We start from the raw sequence: 17708 nt of genomic DNA, 5'->3' as shown, positions 1-17708 counted from the left end.
ATGGAGACCTCCGCCAAGGAAAGAGGGTCGGTGCTCTCGCGGTACTTCTCGGAGATCCGCGAGTACCCTCTGCTCACCAAGGACGAAGAGATGGCGCTCGCGGAAGGCGTGAAGAACGGTGACCGCTCCGCGCTGAACGAGCTGATCGAGTCGAACCTGAGCTTCGTCGTCAAGGTTTCGAGCGAGTACCGCAACCTCGGGTTGCCGTTCGAAGATCTCTTGAACGAAGGGAACATCGGCCTCATCGAAGCGGCGCACCGGTACGACGCGAGCAAGGGAACGAAGTTCATCACCTACGCGATCTGGTGGATCCGCAAGTCGATCCTGAAGGCGCTCTCCGAGCATTCGAACCTCGTCCGCGTTCCGAACTATCAAATGAAGAAGGTGCGCGAGATCCGCGACGCCGAGGCGTCGCTCCGCCGCTCGCTCGGACGCGCCCCGCAGCGGGAGGAGATCTCGAACCGGCTCTCGAAGAGCGTCACGAAGATCGATCAGGTCCTGCAGTTCACGATGCGCGAGGTCTCGCTCGACGAGAAGGTCGGGAAAGACCGCGACAAGCCGATCGCCGAGTACCTCGTCGATCCGGCGTGCATCAGCCCCGAGGAAGATCTCATCAGCCGCGAGTCCAACTCCCTCGTCGGCGAGGCGATGGCCCACCTCACCGAACAGGAGCGCATCGTCGTCGCGTATCGGTTCGGCCTCGCCGGCGGCCCGCCGCTCACCCTGAAAGAGATCGGCGAGAAGATGGGCATCAGCCGGGAGCGCGTGCGCCAGATCGAGTGCCAGGCGAAGAGCCGGCTCCGGAAGCTCTTCGCCAAGAAGCGCCTCGTCAAGGCGCCTCCGAAGAAGCCGTTTCCTGTGCGCACCCTCGCGAAGACGCGGGCGGTCGTCGAGCACTGATAGACTTTCCCCGGCGCGGTGCCGCGACAGTGCACCGCGCCGAGGGAGACGATGTCCTCCGGCGATCTCGCCGCGGTCATCTGGCCGCGGATTTTCGATTGCAAGCAGCTCGAGGCTCTGAGCGCGGAGCTCTCGTCGCAGCGGGTCGACGGCGCCGCCGCCGACGCGGTGTGCACGGCATGGAAGGCGCACCGCGCGACGATCGACGACAAGCTCGATGCAAGGATCCGCGACCTCGAGGCGCTGAACGGGCTGGGCCGCGCCCTCGCGGACGCGCGTTCCCGTGACGAGCTTCTCGATCGCGCCGCCGAGGCGCTCGCCGGGTTGATCGGTGCCGATGCGATCGCGTGGGCGGGTCTCTCCGGCGGCCAGTCCGACGTTCGCGTCCACGTCGCCCGCCCGCTCGCCGGCGGTGACGCCGAGAGGCTCGGCGAAGCCGCCGCGCACGGATTCGTCCCGCCCGCCGCCTCGGGGATCGTCGCGCGGCCGCTCGCGGTTTGCGACCGTCTGCTGGGCGCCCGCGCCCCGTTCCACGACGCCGACGTCGTCGTCGTCCCGATCGAGCGCAGGGGTCGCGAGGTCCTTCGGGCGGCGGTCCTCCCCCGAGCGGGCTCGGACGAGCGGACCTTGAGGCTCCTCTTCGGCGCCTCGAGCCACGTGGCCCTGCACCTCGACCGCGTCTTGACGGTCGCCGAAGCGGAGGACGGCCGCTTCCGCGCGATCCTCGACGCGATGCCGCACGCGGTCGTGCTCGCGGACGCGTCGTTCGAGGTCGTCTCGGCGAACGCCGCCGCCGAGTCGCTGCTGCCGTCGGTCGGTCTGTCGACGGCGGGAGCCCTGCGCAGCCTCGGCGATCTCGACATCGTCGCCCTCGCCTACGACCTCCTCTGCGGCCGCCGTGCCGAGTCGGCCGGCGAAGCGCGCTTCCCGGACGGGCGGTGCCTCGAGGTGGCCTTGGCCCCTTGGAAGGGACCTTCCGGGCTCCCGGACGGTCTCGTCGTCGTGATCCACGACGTGACGACTTCGCGGCGCTTGCGCGAGCAGGTCACGCAGTCGGAGAAGCTTTCCGGGCTCGGACGGATGATCGCGGGGGTCGCGCACGAGCTCAACAACCCGCTGACCGCCGTCATCGGCTACGCGCAGCTCCTGAAGACACTTCCGCCGGGGGAGAAGGCGGCCGCCCGCCTCGATACCGTGCGGAAGGAAGCGGAGCGGTGTCGCAGGATCGTCCAGAACCTCTTGCGCTTCGCGCGGCCGCGCGGACCCGAGAAGCGCGTCGTCTCGCTGAACGAGATCGTCGAGAACGTGACGCTCTTGCTGGCATATCCCGTGCGGACCTCGGGCTCCGCGATCGAGGTCGCCCTCGACCGTGGCCTGTCCGCGACGGTCGCCGATCCTCACGAGCTCGAGCAGGCGCTCGTCAACCTCGTCACGAACGCTTACCAGGCGATGAGCGCCGCCGGCCGGCCGGGGACGATCTCCGTCTCCACTTACCGGGCTGGCGACGACCGCGTCGGTCTCGAGGTCGCCGACGACGGTCCGGGGATCCCGGAGAGCGCGCGCGCGAAGGTCTTCGATCCGTTCTACACGACGAAGCCCGAGGGCTCGGGAACGGGGCTCGGTCTCTGGCTCGTCTACAACACGATGACCGCGCACGGCGGGACGATCGATCTCGGCGCGTCGCCTTCGGGAGGGGCGCGCTTCCGGCTCGAGTTCCCGGCGGCTTCCGGGGAGGCGCTGCACGACGACGCGCCCACCGTCAGGGACGATCCTGGACGCGGAGTCTCCGCGAAGATCCTCGTCGTCGACGCGGAGGCGGCGCTGGCGTCGCTCATCCGGGAAGCGCTCGAGGCGGATGGACACGATGCGGTCACCGCGTCGGGACCGGACGAGGCGCTCGACCGCCTCGCCGTCTCCACCTTCGACCTTCTGGTCACGGACGCCGAGATGCCCGGCCTCTCCGGCGACCGGCTCGCCGCCGAGGCCGAGCGCCTGCGGCCGGGCTCGGCGCCGCGCCTCGTCCTGACGACGGTCCGCTGGGACGATCGGGAGACCGAGGCCGCCGCGCGGCGCCTCGATGCGGCCCTCCTGCGCAAGCCGTTCGAGCTCGACGAGCTGCGGAGCCTCGTCCGGAGCCGGCTCGGCTCCCTTCCGGAGCCTTGACGTTGCGGCATCTGGTCGTCGGAACGGCGGGGCACATCGATCACGGAAAGAGCGCGCTCGTCGAAGCGTTGACCGGCGTCCACCCCGATCGCCTCAAGGAAGAGAAGCGGCGCGGGATCACGATCGATCTCGGATTCGCCGACCTCGACCTCGAGGACGACGGGGTGATCGGCTTCGTGGACGTGCCCGGCCACGAGCGGTTCGTGCGGCACATGGTCGCGGGCGCTTCGGGCCTGGACGCGGTCCTTCTCGTGATCGCGGCGGACGACGGCGTCAAGCCGCAAACGAGGGAGCACCTCGCCATCGCTTCGCTCCTCGGGGTCGCCGCGGGGCTCGTCGTGATCACGAAAGCGGACCTGGCGGAGCCGGACCTTCGCGAGGTCGTCGCGATGGAGACCCGGGAGCTCACCGCCGGCACGTTCCTCGAGGATGCGCCGATCGTCGCCGTCTCCGCCCGAACGGGCGAAGGCCTCCCGGCGCTCCGCGACGCGCTTCGCTCGTGGCTGCGGAAGCTTCCCCCGCGCGCGGCCGCGGGCGTGGCCCGCCTGCCGATCGACCGGTCGTTCGTGCTCAAGGGGTTCGGCACGGTCGTCACCGGAACGCTCGTCTCCGGTGCGCTCGCGGAGGGAGACGAGATCGAAATCCTGCCGCGGCACCGGCGCGGGCGCATCCGGGGACTGCAGGTGCACAAGCGGCAAGTCTCGCGCGTGCTCGCGGGATCGCGCGTGGCGGTCAACGTGCAGGGTCTCGATCGCGCCGAGTCTCCGCGCGGAGCGACGCTCGCGCACCCAGAGACGCTCTTGACCACGCGGCGTGCGCGCGTCGCGGTCACATTCCTCGCCGGAGCGCCGGCAAGACTGCGCCGCGGCGGCGCCGTACGCTTCCACCAGGGCACGTGCGAGCGCGCGGCGCTCCTCCGCGGCCTGAAGGCCGACGATCGGGGAGCCTCGGTCGGGGAGATCACGTTTCGAGAGGACACGGTCCTTCTCCCCGGAGACCGTTTCATCCTGCGGCGCCCGGCGCCGGTCGACACGATCGGCGGCGGCGTCGTCCTCGATGCGCACCCGGCGGGGTCGCGCGCGGCGGCGGCGCCGTCGACCGGTGAAGGCGCATGGGTCGCGCGCATCGCGGCCGCCGGTGTGGCGGGGAAGACCCTGGAGTCCATCGCCGCCGAGCTGGGCGCGACGCTCGAGGACACGGAGCGCACCGCCGTCTCGCTCGCCTCCGCGGGACACCTCGTGCGCGCCGGCGCGCTGCTCTTCGCCGCGCCGGTCTGGTCCGATCTCGGCGCGCGTGTCGCCGGGGAGCTGGCCGCGTTCCACGCGCGCGAGCCTTTGCGGCCGGGGATGACGCGCGAGACGCTCCGCGCCGCCGTGGCGCGCGCGATGCCGGGCGAGGCGTTCCGCCATCTGCTGGAGTCGCTGGCCCTCGAGAAGGTTCTCGTCCTGAGCGGCGATCGGGTGGCGGGCGCCGGCTTCCGGGTGGTACTTTCGCCCGCGGATGCGGCAGGAATCGCGCACATCGAGTCAGCCTTTCGCAATGCCGGGCTCGACCCGCCGGCCGCGGACGAGATCCTCCGCGCAACACCCGGACAGAACGGCTCGCGCCTCCTCGGCCTGCTCGTCGAGAGGGGAGTTCTCGTGAAAATCCGGGATGGACGGCTTTTTCACACGGAAGCGCTCGAAGGCATGCGCCTCAAGCTCCGCGAGTTCGCCCGGACATCGGGTACGATTGATGTCGGCGCGTTCAAGGAGCTCGCCGGCGTGACGCGCAAGAACGCCATCCCGCTCCTCGAGCAGCTCGATGCCGAGCGGTTGACGCGGCGCGAAGGGAACGTGAGAAAGATCCTGATCGACCAGGCGGCCTCCTAACGGCCGCGGGAGCACGCCATGGGTTCCATCGGCTGGACCGAGATACTCGTCATCGCGCTGATCGGCGTCGTCCTGTTCGGCGGGCGCCGGCTCGCCGACGCCGGCCGCGGCTTGGGCGAGGCGATCCGTAACTTCAAGGAAGGGATGCGAGGCGACGATCCGGGCAAGCCCGGCGGCGACTCGAACCGCAACAGCAACAGCAGCGACCGCTGAGGGACCGCGTGCGGCGCCACCCGGTGGCGGGCGCCGTCGGCCTGCTCGCTCGCCAACGATCGGCGGTTCGGCGCCTCAAGCGCGACCTCTTCGGCTCGGACGGCTCGCTCAGACATCCGTACTTCCGCGACCTCCGTCGCGATCTGTCGCGGCCGTTCGACGGCTCGACCCGTGCGAGCCTCCATGCCGCCTGCGACCGCGCCGACGTCGTCTACGTCGGCGATTTCCACGCCGACGCGGAATGCCAGTACCTGGCGGCTCGCCTTCTCGAGAGCATGGCGCGGCCCGGCCGGCATCTCGCGCTCGGGATCGAGTTCGTCTACACGCGGCAGCAAGAGATCCTCGACCGGCGCCAGCGCGGCGCGATCGATGACCGGACGTTCCTCCGCCGGATCCATTATCGCGAGGAGTGGGGTTACCCCTGGGACGGCTTCCGCGATCTGCTCGACGCGGCGCGCGCCCTCGGTGTCCGGGTCGTCGCGCTCGACCGGCCGCCGCGGGGAGGTTTCGACGGCTTGCGACGCCGCGACGCGCATGCCGCGCGCGGGATCGCTTCGATGCTCCTCGCGCGTCCGCGCACCGCGATGATGGTGCTCTTCGGCGAATCGCACATCGCTCAGAGTCACCTCCCCGGTCAGGTCGAGCAGCTCCTCGCGGCACGCGGGGTGAAACGGCGGGCGATCACCGTCTTCCAGGATCCCGAGGATGTTTATTGGGCGGCGCTCGCGCGCGACGGTTTCGTCCCCGACACCGTCCGTCTCGACGGGGGCTCGTTCGCCGTCTTCCACACGCCGCCGCTCGCGCGCTACGAGTGCTACCGCCAGGTCCTGGAGCGCTGGCGCGGCGAGATGCCCGCGGACGAGGAGGCCGATCTCACCCCCGCGGTCCACCATCTCATGGACACGCTCGTCGGCTGGATGGGCCTCCGTCCCGACCGTCACAGGCTCCGCCATCGCGCGGGATGGGTCGACGACCTGCAGGACGCCTACCCCGAAGTCTACAGCGGCTCCGACGCGGGCCAGCTCCTCGGACCCGTGCTCGCGGAGCACGGGAGGAGTCCGGCGGAGATTCGCGAAGCGCGGAGGCTCCTCGCCGCGCGCGACGCCCTCTACGACGCGCGCTCGAACACGTTCTTTCTCCTCCGCTACTTGCCGGGCTCGGCGGCGGGAGAGGCCGCGAGGTTCCTGCGCATCGCGATGTCGGGCCGCCTTCATCGTGACGTGGACGCGCCGGCGGCCGACCCCTCCGAACGGATGTATGGTGCCGCTTACAACGAGGCGCTGGCGTATCTCGGCGCGCGTCTCGTCGACCCGGCGAGCGACTTCGTCGCCGGGTGGACCGACCCGCAGCCCTCCGGGAGTACGACGCGCGCGCGATGGCTCGGCGCGCACGAGGAGTTCGAGGGAAGCAGCCGTCTCGACCTTCCGCCCAAGCTCAAGGCGCCGCTCATGCGCTCGCGCGATCTGCGCCGTGCGCTCGCGCGCGATCTCGGTCGCCGCCTTGGCCGTCTGCTCTACGAGCGCGTCGTGCGCGGGCGCATCTCACCGCGACGGCTACGCACCCTGTTCGAGCAGGACCTCGACCCGCCGCGCGCGCGGCGGGAGGTCCTTCGCCTGCTCCGCCTCGCCCGTCCCTGGAAATGAATTGCGGCCGCACCGAGGTGCGGCCGCAAGAGGGGGAGAGGCGGTGTCAGTGTGGGGGCACTGAGTTCACCAGGCCTTCAATGGGGGTGGCCGTCGAAGGTCTTGTGGCACCGTCTCTCCCCCATGCCGATTTCGGATCAGTCGCCGGAGCCGATGACGGCGTCGCCCCAGGTGGCGGTGTCGCCCCAGGTCGCGGTGTCGCCCCAGGTCGCGGTATCGCCCCAGGTGGCGGTGTCGCCCCAGGTCGCGGTATCGCCCCAGGTCGCGGTATCGCCCCAGGTCGCGGTGTCGCCCCAGGTGGCGGTGTCGCCCCAGGTCGCGGTGTCGCCCCAGGTCGCGGTGTCGCCCCAGGTCGCGGTGTCGCCCCACAGCGCCGAGTCGCCCCAGATCGCGGTGTCGCCCCAGATCGCCGTGTCGCCCCACACCGCCGTGTCGCCCCAGGTCGCGGTATCGCCCCAGGTGGCGGTGTCGCCCCAGATCGCCGTATCGCCCCAGATGGCCGTGTCGCCCCAGGTGGCCGTGTCGCCCCAAGTGGCCGTGTCGCCCCAAGTGGCCGTGTCGCCCGAGGTCATCGCTGCGGTGTGCGTGAGCACGAAGCCGCCGGCGGGATTCAGCTCGACGGTGGGGGACGCGCTGTTGAAGCGCACGGAGCGGAAGTGGCCGGTCATGGCGACCGCGTGGATGAGATTGAGGTAACCCGCGCCGATCGCGAAGCGGTCGATTCCGGTGAGACGGTCGGCGGAGTAAACGAGGATCGATTTGACTTCGTCGGGGCTCAAGTTCGGATTCCGCTGGAGCAGGATCGCGACGGCGCCCGAGGTCACCGCGGTCGCCATGCTGGTTCCCGAGAGCTCGAGGCGATCGCGACCGATCACACGGTCGGGGTACATCTGGGCCAGCCTCGCACCGGGCGCGAGCGCCGAGATGATGCGGTTGCCCGGCGCGACGAGATCCGGCTTCAAGATGTGGTCGCCGATCGACGGCCCGCGGCTCGTGTAGGTCGTGATGATGTCGTCCGACCGGTCGGGGGTGTTGAGATCGTTCATCGCGCCGACGGTCACGATGTACGGATCGTTGCCGGGCGAGTTGATCGTGAAGTGGCCGTCGCGACCGCGGTTGCCGGCCGACGCGATGACGATGAGGCCGGCCGCCCACGCGCGCTCGACGGCGTGCGCGAGCGGGTCGTCAACGTAGGACTCTCCGGGAGGATTCCCGAAGGAGAGGTTGAGCACGCGGATCCGGAGCTTGTCCTTGTACTGGATCGCGAAGTCGATCGCGCGGATCACGTTGCTCACGTAGCCCTGGCCGTTGCCGTCGAGCACGCGCAGGTTGACGAGGCTCGCGGCGGGGGCCACGCCCTTCACCGCACCGTTCAGCCCCGATCCGCCGATCGTGCCGGCGACGTGCGTGCCGTGGCCGAACGCGTCGAGGGTCGAGCCGGTCCCCGTGAAGTCGACCGCGGCGACGATGCGCGATGCGGGCACCGCGCTGACCGGGGTGATGCCGGAGTCGATCACGGCGACCGTGACGTTCTTCCCCGTGTAGCCGAGGTACTTGTTGATGCGGTCCGCGCCGATCGTCGGCACGGCGATATCCATGTTGGCCTGGACCGGACGATCGGGGGAGATGTGCGCCACCCGATCGTCGCCGGCGAGGGCTTCGATGTCACGGCGCGACAGCGTCGCCGCGAAGGCGTGGCCGCCGGTGAAGCGCTTCGCGCCGACTCCGGCACGCGCGACCAGCGACTGGATGCTCGACTCGCGCAGTCCGTCGGTGTAGGTGACGATCACGCGCTGGCTCTTCGTGATCGACATCGATTCGCGCAGGTCGCTGGACAGCTTCGTCACGGGTCGCGCCGCCGCGCTCCAACCCGGCGCGATCGACGCCGCGACCGCGACCACCATCCCCAGGATCGATTTCATCGTCGTGTTCATCGGGTCTCCCCCCACTTTCCGTTTCGGTTCGTTTCGGGCGGCCGTCCTTAGAGCAAGGGGTGGACCCGCAATGGAGTGGAGGCACCCAGATCGGATGAAAATCGTTTAAATTCAGCTAGTTAGCGACTGATGATCTTGCGCGGTGCCTCCGAGCATGCAAGTCTCAACTTGATACGAGTCATCGGAGAGACATCTGGAATTGCTTGATCTGCGGTCCAATCTCAGAGGATTGAGACGGACCTGAGACCAGTCTCATTCTGAGATGAGACGATGGATTTCAAACTTCACGCTTGAGTCGTGCTATGTCCCGCCGTAGACTCGGCCTATTCGATCTGACGGATACGACTGGTGAGGGGCGGCCCTGATGTATAGAACGAATGAAGACATCGCACGACGCGTCTATCGAGCTCTGAAGACCCCGACCGACAACAGTCCGCGGACCGACCCGATCCTCGCCTTCCATTTCAAGGGGAAGGACGACTACATCATGTTGCGCTGCAACAAGGTCCCCGAGCTCTCGATCAAGGGGAAGGACCAGACCGCGGGCGAGGTGAAGTTCTTCGCCTACAGCGATTTCTCCGAGCAGCGCGAAGACGACGTTCTCTTCAAGCTCAAGGACGAGATCGCTCTCATCGAGCTGTACCGCAAGGGTGCCATCGAAGCGCAGTCGTTCAAATCCTGGTCCGAATTCGAGCGTTGGCTGGACGGTCTCGACGAGAACGGCGTCCAAATCTCGCTCAAGCTGCCGTGCCTCGTCTATGCGGCCGTTCGCAATCAGCCGCCGTCAATGCAGAACTTCATCGTCGAGGCGATCAAGAAGGCGCTGAAGACCGGGGTCGAGTAGGACGGGGCGCGGTTCAGGCCCGGCCGACGCGGGCGTCGCCCCGCTTCAGGCGCGAGAGCCCGTCGCGAACGATCTCGGCGTGCTCGCTCCCGCTCGAGGGGGAGAGGCGCTCTCGGAGACGGCGCTGAAGGAGTCGTCGGGCCGCTTCGAGATCCGCGCAGCCGAGCGGCTGTCCCTCCGGGCCGAGGAATGTGACGCATCCCGAGCGGAGCAGGTGGATGCCTTCCTTCGAGTCGGGACGCACGATCCGGATCAGGCGTCTCCCGAGGCGCTCTTCGATCGGCCCGGGCCGCCCGACGCCGCTGAGGGTCGTACGAAACGTCCCGCGCGCGAGCGGCTGAGCGGATGCGGAGGCCACGTCCGCATGCTAACACGCGGGCACACCCCAACGCGGAGAGAGTTCAGCGCATCTTCGTCCAATCGGGAGAGGTCGGCGGCGAGCCCGGGCGTGCGAAGAGGAACCCCTGCGCGCACCGCACGCCCACGTCGACGAGCGCCTCGAGCTCGTCGCGCGATTCGACGCCCTCGGCGACGAAGGTGATCCCCGTGCTGTCGGAGAACCGGCGGATCGTGTCGATGAGCTGGCGCTTGATCGGGCTCTCGTGCAGGCCTCGGACCAGGTGCATGTCGGCCTTGATGAAGTCCGGACCGATCTCCGCGATCGACTGCAGCCCGGCGTAGCCGGATCCGACGTCGTCCATCGCGAGACGGAAGCCGAGCGAGCGGAAGCGCTCGAGCGTTCGCCGGAAGGCGACGAAGTCGCGCACGGCGGAATGCTCGGTCAGCTCGAGGACGACCTGGGTCGCCGAGAGCCCGACCGCCGCCAGGCCGTCCAGGAACTGCGGCCCGCCGAGGTGAGGATCGTGGATCGAGTCGGGCTCGACGTTCAAGAAGAGGAGCTGACCCGGCCCGAGGGTCGGAAGGTCCTCGAGGGCTTTACGCCGGCAAAGACGCTCGAGAGCCCAGAGGGCGTCGTTCGCTTCCGCCGCCTTGAACAGGAGCTCGACGTTCTCGAAGCGACCGCTGCCGACGCGCGTGAGAGCCTCGAATCCGATGACCCGCTGGTCGACGATGTCGACGACCGGCTGATAGACGGAGTGGACGAGGCCGAGGTGGAGCACACGCGCGAGCTGCACCGCGTGACGGCGGCCTTCGCGCTCCTTCTCTCTGAGCGCGTCCGCGAACGACTCTTCGAGCGCCCGGTGGACGATCCGCTCGAACGGGATCTCCGCCTCCGGGGCGATGACCGCAGCGCCGACGTACCAGCCGAACGCGTCGCCCACCTCACGCGGGAGCTGTCTTGCGAGGTGGACCTTCAGGCCGCGCGCGAGCCGGGCCCGCACGCGGGCGAGATCGCCGGGATCGAGCGCGCGTCCCTTGCGCGGAGGCTCGAGCATGACCGCGAAGGCGTTGCCGTTCATGCTGGGCTCGAAGAGCCGGTCGTCGCGGCGCATGCGCTCGGTCCGATAGCTGCGGAGGAATGCGCCGATCTCGCGGATGAGCGCGTCGTAGGCGTGCCAGTCGGCCCCGTGCGACAGGTGCCGCCTCTGGAGCACGGTCACCGAGAGAAGTCCGAATTCGTGATCCGCGGCGAGACGCGGCGCGGCAGATGCCAGCAGGTCGTCGAGACGCGGAAGCTCCGGGGGCAGCGACGGCGCCGCTCCGTCACGGGGACTCGCCATGGCGTTAGCGATCGCTCGGGCGATCGGTTTGCTGTACCCAGACCGGCTCGTCGTTGCCGTCGCCGCCGATGTCGACACCTCGGTACTGGACGACGCGGTTTCGCCCGGCGGCCTTCGCCTGATAGAGCGCTTGGTCGGCGTGAAGGATGAGATCGGTGCCGCTCGTGCCGTCTTGGGGGAATTGCGCCACGCCTCCGCTGATCGTGATGCGGCCGAGCGGCTGCGTCTCCGACTTCGGGAAGCGGGTGCCCTCGATGGCGGCACGGATGCGCTCCGCCGCCGCGCAGCCGTCGGGCGCCTTGGCGCCCGGCATCGCGACGATGAACTCTTCGCCGCCGTAACGGCACGCGACGTCGCCGGGCCGCAGGTTCTCGCGCACGACCTGGGCGACGGCCTTGAGGATCTCGTCGCCGGCGAGGTGGCCATGCGTGTCGTTGTACTTCTTGAAGTGGTCGATGTCGAAGATGAAGACCGCGAGCGCGCCCGCGTCGCGCTCCGCCGCGTTGATGAGCAGCCCGAGACGCTGGGTCATGAAATAGCGCTTGTTGAGGAGGCTCGTCAGCCCGTCGTGGTTCGCGAGGTCGCTCATCTGACGCATGTTCCGCGAGTTCGTGTAGGCGATCGAGGCGAGGTTCGTCACCATCTGGAGCATGAGCTTCTCGTCGCGCTGCCGCGACGACGAGCCGCCGACGCAGAGGACGCCCAGCAGGCGGTCCTTGCCGTCGTCGTGGTGGACGAGCGGTCCGATGAGGTCGAGCTTCAGCGAAGGGTGGTTGTCCTCGATCGTCCGGCCTTCCGTGCGCGTCATGTTGAGCCAGTCGTCCGAGCTCATCTCGACCTTCGACTCCGCGACCCAGCCGATCTTCCCTTCGCCGACGCGAACGCGGACGACCGAGGGAGGAACGTCGGCCGCGCCGAGACGCTCCACGAGCTGGAGCACCTGGCCACGCTCGTTGTCGCCGCTGGACGACCGGGCGAGGTAGAGAAGCGTCTGCTGCGGCTCGAAGATCGCGTCGACGAGCTGGAGGATCAGGCGCGGGATGTGGCGCTCGTCGAGGTCGGAGCGGTTGAGATCGCGCACGATGTTCGGCAAGAGACGCGAGAGGTCGGCGAGCGCGCGCTGCTCGTTGCGGAGCTTCGTGACGACGCGCGCCTGCTCGCGGGACTGCGCTTCCGCGCGGGCGACGTCGCCCTCCAGACGCTCGATGTCGGCGAGCAGCCGCGGACGGCCCTTCCGGGAGAGGTAGGTCCCGAGGCCGGTTCCGAGCCCCGCCGCGACGACGAGCCAGGGCATCCGGATGGTTCCGAAGAGAATGTCGGCCAACGGCACGGGCGCCCTCCGGGACCCCCTCCAGACGGCCCGAGCGGTCCCAGGGCAATGTGGGTTCCCGATGCTCCCGAGGCAAGTCGTGGGCTCGGCCCGCTAGAATGCGGGGATGCTGCGGGTGAACGAGATCTTCCACTCGATTCAAGGCGAATCGACTCACGCGGGGCGCCCCTGCGTCTTCGTCCGGCTCACGGGGTGCAATCTCCGCTGCGTTTGGTGCGACACGGCGTACGCGTTCCACGAAGGGGTCTCGATGAGCGTCGGGGACGTCGTCGACCGCGTCGTCTCTTATCGATGCCCGCTCGTCGAGATCACCGGAGGCGAGCCGCTCCTGCAGCCGGAGTCGATCGATCTCATGCGTGCGCTCGTCGCCGCGAGGCTCGAGGTGCTTCTCGAGACTGGCGGCAGCCTGCCGATCGACGACGTTCCCCCCGAGGTGCGACGGATCGTCGACGTGAAATGCCCAGGGAGCGGAGAGAGTGAGAAGAACCGGTGGGAGAACCTCGACGTGCTCCGGCCGGGCGACGAGCTGAAGTTCGTCATCGCGGACCGAGGCGACTACGCGTGGGCCGCGGCCGAGGTGCGTGCGCGCGGGCTTCACGCGAAGGCGCCGGTTCTCTTCTCTCCCGTCCACCCCGGCCTCGACCCCGCGGACCTCGCCGGCTGGGTTCTCGCGGATCGCCTTCCCGTGAGGGTCCAGCTCCAGATGCACAAGCTCCTCTGGCCCGGCGTCGAACGCGGCGTCTGATGGAGCGCGCCGTCGTCCTCCTCTCGGGAGGGCTCGACTCCGCGACGTGCCTGGCGTGGGCGGTCGCGCAGCCCTTCGAAGTGCATGCCCTCACCGTCGCCTACGGACAACGCCACGCGATCGAGGTCGAGCGCGCGGCCCAGATCGCGCGCCGGCTCGGGGCGGCGTCGCATCGCGTTGTGCCTCTCGATCTCTCGTTCCTCTCGGGAAGCGCGCTCACGGACCGGAGCGTCGACGTGCCGAAGGGCCGCTCCGCCGAGGCGATCGCGACCGGAATTCCGTCCACCTACGTTCCCGCAAGGAACACGGTCTTCCTGAGCCTCGCTCTCGCCTGGGCCGAGGTCCTCGAGGCGCGCGACCTCGTCCTCGGCGTGAACGCCGTCGACTACAGCGGATACCCCGACTGCCGGCCGGCGTTCCTCCGGGCGTTCGAGGCGATGGCGGCCGTCGGGACCAAAGCCGGAGTCTCGGGTGCGCCGGTCCGCATCCACGCGCCGCTCTTGGAGGCGAGCAAGGCGGAGATCGTTCGGCGTGCTGCCGCTTGGAACGTGCCGCTCGACCTCACGATCTCCTGCTACGACCCCGGGCCCGACGGTCGTCCCTGCCGGAGCTGCGACGCCTGCGCGCTGCGGGCGCGGGGATTCTACGAGGCGGGACTCTCGGACCCCGCCGACTCTCTCTGATCGTTCCGCCCGCGGCGCTCCTCGTCGAGCGCCACGGCCAGGGCGTTTACGGCGTCGGCCAGCTCCTGGAGGTGGTCACCTCTCCGGAGGCGGACCCGCGCCCCTCGCTGGCCGTCGCGGACGGCGTCGATCGTGCGCCGGATCGCGAACGCCGCGCCGGCGGTACGGTGGGACTCGAGAATCCCGATCGCCACGATTCCAGTGAAAAAGACGACCGATCCGGTGATGAGGAGCGCCCACGACGTGGCGCCGGAGTCACGTCCCGTGAAAACCGAGAGATTCAAGAGGACCAGGAGGCCCAAGGTCAACGAGCCGACGAGGATCCCGGCGCGAAGCTGCGAGCGAGCGTCGACGACATAGCGGCGGCGGCGCCAGGCCGGGTACTTCCCGGCCTCGATCGCGGTCCCGTCTCTGAGCTCCGTCTCGGTCACGTCATCGGCCTCCGGCGGAAACATAGGGACCGGACCGGACCCCGGGCAAGAAGGGCGCGCGGTAACCGCCCTTTTTTTGCGTATCCCCATGGGGTGCTGGTAGGATTCGGCGTCGGCGGGACGGTTCTTGCGTCTTCCCGGAGGCCGCCATGGAGCAGAAAATCGTCGTCCACATGCGGGACGGCGCGATTCACAAGGGCGTGACCCACGATTTCAGGGCCAAGCAGCCTACGTTTCATCTGCTTCCGGCCGAAGGAGGCGGCGTCCCGCTCCGGGTTTCCCTCGACGGGATGAAAGCGCTTTTTTGGGTCAAGGACTACGTGGGGAATCGTGAGTTCGTCGCCCGGCGCGACTTCGACCCGGCGCGAGCGAGCGAAGGCCGCAAAGCCGTCCTCACTTTTGTGGACGGAGAGACGATCTGGGGGGTGGTGACCGAGGACGACCCGTCGTGCCCGGGGTTCTTCTTCGTACCCTCGGACGATCGGGACAACAACATCAGGATCTTCATCATCCGCACGTCGTTGAAGGAATTGCGCTGGGCGACATGAGAGCGGCAAGGAGAGCGACTTGAACAAAGCCGAACTCACAGACAAGCTGGCCGAGAGAACGGGACTGTCCGCGCGCGACGCGCGGGCGGCGATGGATGCGATCTTCGACCCGGATCCGGCGATCGGCCTCATCGCCGCCGCGCTGGTCGGAGGCGACAAGGTCGCGATCAGCGGCTTCGGGACGTTCGAGGCCCGCGGCCGCAAGGCGCGGGCGGGGCGGAACCCCCACACAGGCGAGACCCTGGACATCCCCGCGACCCGCGCTCCGGCGTTCAAGGCCGGTAAGCCCCTCAAGGAAACGTTGAAGGGCTGAGCCCGGGGCCCATCGGCCGCGCTCGCGGGTAGCCTAGGTCGCGATGGCGAAGGAGGCGTCCGCCCAGAAGAAGACCGCCCCGCGGCGATCGGGCCGCCGAGGGCGGCGTGCCCGCTGGCTCCTCGGCCTCGGGGTCCCTCTCGCTGTCGTCGTCGCGATCGTCCTCGTCGTCGTCTACGCTCAGATCACCGCCACGTTCGAAGGGCGAGTGTGGACGCTCCCGGCGCGGGTCTATTCCGCAGGTCTGCACGTCGTGACCGGCATGACGATCGACGGCGACACGCTCGCCGCGCGGTTGCAGCGCACCGGCTACGAAAAGGTCGATTCACTTCCGGCGAGGCCCGGGCAATACCGAGTGCACGGCCGCACGCTCGACGTCTACGTCCGGGCGTTCGCCGGCGGCGACCGGCCGACGAAGGCGATCCGAGGGACGATCGCGGTCGACGGCGGCACGGTCACCTCGATCACCGGGGACGGCGGGAGGCGCGTCGACGCGATCGATCTCGAGCCCGAGCTGCTGTCACTCCTCTTCGGCAAACAGCAGGAGGAGAGGCAGGTCGTCTCGCTCTCCCAGGTCCCGAAGAGCCTCGTCTCCGCCGTACTCGCCGCGGAGGACTCGCGCTTCTTCCATCACGCGGGCATCGACCCGCTCGCCATCTTGCGGGCGGGCTTCGCGAACATGCGCCGCGGCGGAATCGTGCAAGGCGGGAGCACGATCACGCAGCAGACGGTCAAGAACCTCTACTTGAACCAGGAACGCACCCTCTGGAGGAAGGTGCGCGAGGCGCTCATGGCGGTCATGCTCGACCTCCGTTACCCGAAGGACCGGATCCTCGAGGTCTACCTGAACGAGGTCTACCTCGGCCAGAGGGGCTCGGTCGCGATCTGCGGCATGCAGGCGGCCGCGAACTATTTCTTCGGGCGAAACGTCCAGGACCTCTCGCTCGCCGAGTCGGCGACTCTGGCCGGGATGATCCGCAATCCCGGCGGCTACAACCCGTTCTCCCACGCGGACCGTGCCGTGGCGCGACGGAACCTCGTGCTCGACGCGATGCTCGAGGACGGCACGGCGGACAAGGCCTCGGTCGAGAAGGCGAAAGCGGAGCCTCTCCGGGTGGCGAGCGGCGGAGCGGGATACGCACGCGCCCCGTACGTCGTCGACTTCGTCCGCGCGCAGCTCGGCGAGATGTACAGCGCTCAGGCGCTCTCCGAGGAAGGGCTCGCGATCTACACGACGATCGACACCGTGGCGCAAGCACGTGCGGAGGCGTCCCTCTCGAAGGGGCTCGAGCGCCTCGAGACCGACGCGCCGCTCGTGCGCCGCCAGAAGAAGCTCCGCACGCTCCAGGGCTGCGTCGTCGTCACCGACCCCAGGAGCGGCGCCATCCTCGCGCTCGTCGGGGGCCGCAATTACCAGGACAGCCAGTTCAACCGCGCGGTCCAGGCGCGCCGTCAGCCCGGCTCGTGCTTCAAGCCTTTCGTCTACCTCGCCGCGTTCGAAGCGGCGATGGACGGTGCCGCGGGGGGGTTGACGCCTGCGTCCGTGCTCGACGACAGCCCGTTCGAGATCACGAGCGGCGGCAAGGTCTGGAGCCCCGCGAATTACGACGGCGAGTTCCGCGGCGACATCCCGGTGCGCGCTGCGCTCGAAGATTCGCGCAACGTGCCGACGGCCAAGGCCGCGCAGGCGGTGGGCCTACCCCGGATCATCGAGGCCGCGCGCCGGTGCGGGCTCGACGAGAACTTCCAGCCGCTGCCCTCCCTGGCGCTCGGGGCGCAGGAGGTCACGCCCCTCGAGGTGGCCACCGCGTACGGGACGCTCGCGACGTTGGGGCAGCGGACGAGCCCGCGCATCATCCGCGAGGTCGTCGCGCGCGACGGACGCACGCTGGAAATGCACGCACCCGAGATCGAGAAGGTGGTCCGGCCCGCTGCCGCGTTCCTCGTCGACGACATCCTGAGGGGGGTGCTCACGCGCGGCACCGCGGCGTCGTCGTCGGCGCTCGGATTCCGCGGCGACGCCGCCGGGAAGACGGGGACGACGGACGACACGCGCGACGCGTGGTTCGTCGGATTCACCCCGGAGGTCTTGGCGCTCGTCTGGGTCGGCTACGACGACAACGCGAAGACCGGTCTCACCGGTGCGGCGGGGGCGCTTCCCATCTGGGTGGATCTCATGATGCACATCCGCCACCGCTGGGAGGGCTCGACGTTCCCCGAGCCGCCCGGCATCGTGCGCGTCGAGGTGGATCCGGAGAGCGGCGGGGCCGCGACAGGCTCGTGTCCCTCACGCGTCGCCGAGGTCTTCGCCGCCGGCACCGAGCCCCCGCCGTGCACCCTCCACGAGGGCGTCTTCAAGCGCTGGTGGAACCGCATCTTCCACCGCGACCGGCCGAGGACCTAGACAC

16 protein-coding genes are annotated in these 17708 nt (G+C 69.2%); 11 read left to right on the top strand and 5 right to left on the bottom strand.

The genetic code is table 11. The features are described from left to right. From VFV19_04005 to VFV19_03985, 5 genes are read left to right on the top strand one after another with little or no spacing between them, the layout of a single operon-like run. The gene (locus VFV19_04005) at positions 1 to 900 is read left to right on the top strand and encodes an RNA polymerase sigma factor RpoD/SigA (GenBank protein ID HEX4823451.1); all 900 of its coding nucleotides are present in this window, start codon (positions 1 to 3) and stop codon (positions 898 to 900) included. Between the two features lie 18 nt (positions 901 to 918). Beyond that, positions 919 to 3063: an ATP-binding protein gene (locus tag VFV19_04000; protein ID HEX4823450.1), complete on the top strand. Its 2145-nt coding sequence runs from the start codon at positions 919 to 921 to the stop codon at positions 3061 to 3063. A 2-nt stretch (positions 3064 to 3065) separates the two neighbouring features. Further along, positions 3066 to 4934, top strand: coding sequence for a selenocysteine-specific translation elongation factor (gene selB / locus VFV19_03995; protein ID HEX4823449.1), 1869 nt, complete (start codon positions 3066 to 3068; stop codon positions 4932 to 4934). 18 nt (positions 4935 to 4952) lie between these two features. Beyond that, positions 4953 to 5147 (top strand): twin-arginine translocase TatA/TatE family subunit, encoded by a 195-nt coding sequence (locus VFV19_03990; protein ID HEX4823448.1) that lies wholly within the window; start codon positions 4953 to 4955, stop codon positions 5145 to 5147. Positions 5148 to 5155: 8 nt separating this feature from the next. Beyond that, a complete protein-coding gene (locus VFV19_03985; GenBank protein HEX4823447.1) occupies positions 5156 to 6790 on the top strand; it encodes a ChaN family lipoprotein in 1635 nt (544 codons plus the stop codon). A 137-nt stretch (positions 6791 to 6927) separates the two neighbouring features. Here the strand turns inward: VFV19_03985 and VFV19_03980 are convergent, their stop codons facing one another. After that, positions 6928 to 8724: a S8 family serine peptidase gene (locus VFV19_03980; protein ID HEX4823446.1), complete on the bottom strand. Its 1797-nt coding sequence runs from the start codon at positions 8722 to 8724 to the stop codon at positions 6928 to 6930. A 364-nt stretch (positions 8725 to 9088) separates the two neighbouring features. On the opposite strand from VFV19_03980, the gene VFV19_03975 reads away from it, so the two are divergent. Next, a complete protein-coding gene (locus tag VFV19_03975) occupies positions 9089 to 9568 on the top strand; it encodes a hypothetical protein (protein HEX4823445.1) in 480 nt (159 codons plus the stop codon). Positions 9569 to 9581: 13 nt separating this feature from the next. Here the strand turns inward: VFV19_03975 and VFV19_03970 are convergent, their stop codons facing one another. The 3 genes from VFV19_03970 to VFV19_03960 are packed head-to-tail and all read right to left on the bottom strand — an operon-like array spanning position 9582 to position 12580. Beyond that, complete coding sequence (locus VFV19_03970; GenBank protein HEX4823444.1) at positions 9582 to 9926, bottom strand: hypothetical protein; 345 nt, start codon at positions 9924 to 9926, stop codon at positions 9582 to 9584. Between the two features lie 43 nt (positions 9927 to 9969). Continuing rightward, the gene (locus VFV19_03965) at positions 9970 to 11250 is read right to left on the bottom strand and encodes an EAL domain-containing protein (protein HEX4823443.1); all 1281 of its coding nucleotides are present in this window, start codon (positions 11248 to 11250) and stop codon (positions 9970 to 9972) included. A gap of 4 nt (positions 11251 to 11254) precedes the next feature. Continuing rightward, positions 11255 to 12580 (bottom strand): sensor domain-containing diguanylate cyclase, encoded by a 1326-nt coding sequence (locus VFV19_03960; protein ID HEX4823442.1) that lies wholly within the window; start codon positions 12578 to 12580, stop codon positions 11255 to 11257. A 106-nt stretch (positions 12581 to 12686) separates the two neighbouring features. On the opposite strand from VFV19_03960, the gene VFV19_03955 reads away from it, so the two are divergent. Both VFV19_03955 and queC read left to right on the top strand, forming a co-directional pair. Then, the gene (locus tag VFV19_03955; protein ID HEX4823441.1) at positions 12687 to 13325 is read left to right on the top strand and encodes a radical SAM protein; all 639 of its coding nucleotides are present in this window, start codon (positions 12687 to 12689) and stop codon (positions 13323 to 13325) included. Further along, the gene (gene queC, locus VFV19_03950; protein ID HEX4823440.1) at positions 13325 to 14008 is read left to right on the top strand and encodes a 7-cyano-7-deazaguanine synthase QueC; all 684 of its coding nucleotides are present in this window, start codon (positions 13325 to 13327) and stop codon (positions 14006 to 14008) included. Before VFV19_03955 ends, queC begins: the two co-directional genes overlap by 1 nt. On the opposite strand, the gene VFV19_03945 is transcribed toward queC, so the two are convergent. Continuing rightward, on the bottom strand, positions 13969 to 14439 hold the full coding sequence (locus VFV19_03945) for a hypothetical protein (protein HEX4823439.1): 471 nt from the start codon (positions 14437 to 14439) through the stop codon (positions 13969 to 13971). The two genes, queC and VFV19_03945, sit on opposite strands and share 40 nt — an antisense overlap. A 149-nt stretch (positions 14440 to 14588) precedes the next feature. Here VFV19_03945 and VFV19_03940 point away from each other — a divergent pair, with 149 nt between their 5' ends. From VFV19_03940 to VFV19_03930, 3 genes are read left to right on the top strand one after another with little or no spacing between them, the layout of a single operon-like run. Beyond that, positions 14589 to 14987 carry a hypothetical protein gene (locus VFV19_03940; protein ID HEX4823438.1) on the top strand — a complete coding sequence of 133 codons (399 nt, stop codon included), beginning with the start codon at positions 14589 to 14591 and terminating at the stop codon, positions 14985 to 14987. Positions 14988 to 15006: 19 nt separating this feature from the next. After that, positions 15007 to 15300, top strand: a complete 294-nt coding sequence (locus tag VFV19_03935) for an HU family DNA-binding protein (GenBank protein HEX4823437.1) — start codon at positions 15007 to 15009, stop codon at positions 15298 to 15300. A gap of 43 nt (positions 15301 to 15343) precedes the next feature. Beyond that, positions 15344 to 17704 carry a PBP1A family penicillin-binding protein gene (locus VFV19_03930; protein HEX4823436.1) on the top strand — a complete coding sequence of 787 codons (2361 nt, stop codon included), beginning with the start codon at positions 15344 to 15346 and terminating at the stop codon, positions 17702 to 17704. The last annotated feature ends 4 nt before the right edge of the window (positions 17705 to 17708 follow it).

Source organism: Candidatus Polarisedimenticolaceae bacterium (genome assembly GCA_036275915.1).
Classification (GTDB): domain Bacteria; phylum Acidobacteriota; class Polarisedimenticolia; order Polarisedimenticolales; family DASRJG01; genus DASRJG01.
The sequence above is the reverse complement of the archived record's forward strand: the minus strand, read 5'-3'. Positions and strand labels throughout refer to the sequence as shown.

Coding starts and splice junctions, on each gene's coding strand:
- VFV19_04005 (HEX4823451.1), top strand. CDS start 1: ATGGAGACCTCCGCCAAGGAAAGAGGGTCGGTGCTCTCGCGGTACTTC.
- VFV19_03990 (HEX4823448.1), top strand. CDS start 4,953: ATGGGTTCCATCGGCTGGACCGAGATACTCGTCATCGCGCTGATCGGC.
- VFV19_03980 (HEX4823446.1), bottom strand. CDS start 8,724: ATGAACACGACGATGAAATCGATCCTGGGGATGGTGGTCGCGGTCGCG.
- VFV19_03975 (HEX4823445.1), top strand. CDS start 9,089: ATGTATAGAACGAATGAAGACATCGCACGACGCGTCTATCGAGCTCTG.
- VFV19_03965 (HEX4823443.1), bottom strand. CDS start 11,250: ATGGCGAGTCCCCGTGACGGAGCGGCGCCGTCGCTGCCCCCGGAGCTT.
- VFV19_03955 (HEX4823441.1), top strand. CDS start 12,687: ATGCTGCGGGTGAACGAGATCTTCCACTCGATTCAAGGCGAATCGACT.
- queC (HEX4823440.1), top strand. CDS start 13,325: ATGGAGCGCGCCGTCGTCCTCCTCTCGGGAGGGCTCGACTCCGCGACG.
- VFV19_03940 (HEX4823438.1), top strand. CDS start 14,589: ATGGAGCAGAAAATCGTCGTCCACATGCGGGACGGCGCGATTCACAAG.
- VFV19_03930 (HEX4823436.1), top strand. CDS start 15,344: ATGGCGAAGGAGGCGTCCGCCCAGAAGAAGACCGCCCCGCGGCGATCG.